The organism is Segeticoccus rhizosphaerae (assembly GCF_009192725.1).
Classification (GTDB): Bacteria; Actinomycetota; Actinomycetes; order Actinomycetales; family Dermatophilaceae; genus Segeticoccus; species Segeticoccus rhizosphaerae.
Genome location: NZ_VOHR01000540.1, coordinates 1 through 1,508, shown reverse-complemented (window position 1 = coordinate 1,508; position 1,508 = coordinate 1). Strand labels below are relative to the sequence as shown.

The window sequence follows — 1,508 nt, the reverse complement described above, 5'->3', positions numbered from 1 at the left end:
GCCAGCGCGAGCTCCTCGGCGAGGCGGGGCGCGGCGTCGCGCGGGTCGCCGATCGGCGTCGCGGCGAGCACGAGCGTGCCGGGGTGGTTCGTCGGCGTCGTCATTCGTCGATCCTCTCAGTCCGCACCCCGCCGGAGCCGCACCCGGCCGGAGCGGCAGCAGCCACACCCGGGAGCAGCCGCACCGGGCAGGAGCCGTCGCCGGCAAATGTGACAATGGAGGCACTCGTCCGCTGCCTTGCTGGGCCGGACCCGACACCAGGGAACGATCGATGTCCTCGACCCGCGCCGCCGTGCCCGTCCAGAGCTCCGCCGAGAACCCCGGCGGGAGCTCCGACGAGTCCGCGAAACCCGCCCCGCTGCCCTTCGCGAGAGTCCTGCCGTGGCTCATGGTCCTCGGGGGCGGTGTGGGTTTCCTCGGCGCGTTCGGGCTGATCTACGAGGAGATCCAGACCCTGATCGACCCGAGCCACGTCGCGATCTGCAGCCTCAACCCGATCATCTCCTGCGGTTCGGTGATGGCGAGCGAGCAGGCGTCGGTCTTCGGCTTCCCGAACCCGGTGATCGGCGTCGCGGCCTTCCCGATGGTCGTCGCGGCGGGCGCCGCCCTGCTCGCGGGCGCGCGCTTCAAGCGGTGGTACTGGCTCGGGCTGCAGGTCGGCGTCACCTTCGGGATCTGCTTCGTGGGGTGGCTGATCTTCCAGAGCCTCTACCGGATCAACGCCCTGTGCCCCTACTGCATGGTGGTGTGGACCGTGACCATCCCGCTGTTCCTCTACGTCACGCTGGCCAACCTCGATCGCGGGCACCTGCCGGTGCCCGCCGCGCTGCGCGGAACGGTCGACGCGCTGCGCCGCAACCACGCGCCGCTCCTGGCCATCTCGTATCTCGTCGTCCTCGTGCTCGTGCTGCACCGTTTCTGGTACTACTGGTCCACTGTCCTGGACTTCAGCTGATGCCGGGCTCGCCGCGCCGCGCGCCCGAGCGGGGGAGAAGAACCTGCCTATGACCAACACCCATCCCGAGGCCGAGCACGACCCGACGGCGGCGGAGGTGGCCGCCATCTTCGGTGAGTGGGGCGAGCGACGCTATGCGAGCAGCCCTGTCCACCAACGGATCTGCGAGGCCGTCTCCGCGGACCCGTCGCTGGCCGCCCCGCTGATCGACTGGCACACGCAGGCACACTCCCGCCCGACCCCCGACACGGGCGACCTGGTGCAGCCGGCGCAGCTCTTCACGCCGGTGCAGTACCTGCTGCGCACCACGGCCACCGACCACCCGCTCGCCGAGTTCTACCCCACCCTCGGCGGCATGCGGTCGGCCGGCAGGGCCCTCGTCGACGCCTGGCGCGACTTCGTCATCACCCACCACGACCGGCTGGTCCCGCTGTGCGGCCGGGCCGCCCGGCAGAACGACCCGCAGGTCTGGGCCCAGGTCCGCCCGGGCATCACCTGGGCAGCGGCCACGCACGCCGACGGCCGCCCGCTGGCGCTCATCGAGCTCGGCGCT

2 protein-coding genes are annotated in these 1,508 nt (G+C 71.8%); both read left to right on the top strand.

All coding sequences use genetic code 11. The features are described 5' to 3' along the window. Window positions 1-271: 271 nt before the first annotated feature. The gene (locus FRW57_RS21460; RefSeq protein ID WP_152187024.1) at window positions 272-955 is read left to right on the top strand and encodes a vitamin K epoxide reductase family protein; all 684 of its coding nucleotides are present in this window, start codon (window positions 272-274) and stop codon (window positions 953-955) included. A 49-nt stretch (window positions 956-1,004) separates the two neighbouring features. After that, window positions 1,005-1,508, top strand: a 504-nt coding sequence (locus tag FRW57_RS21455; protein WP_152187023.1) for a DUF2332 family protein, incomplete at its 3' end; no start/stop codon positions are given.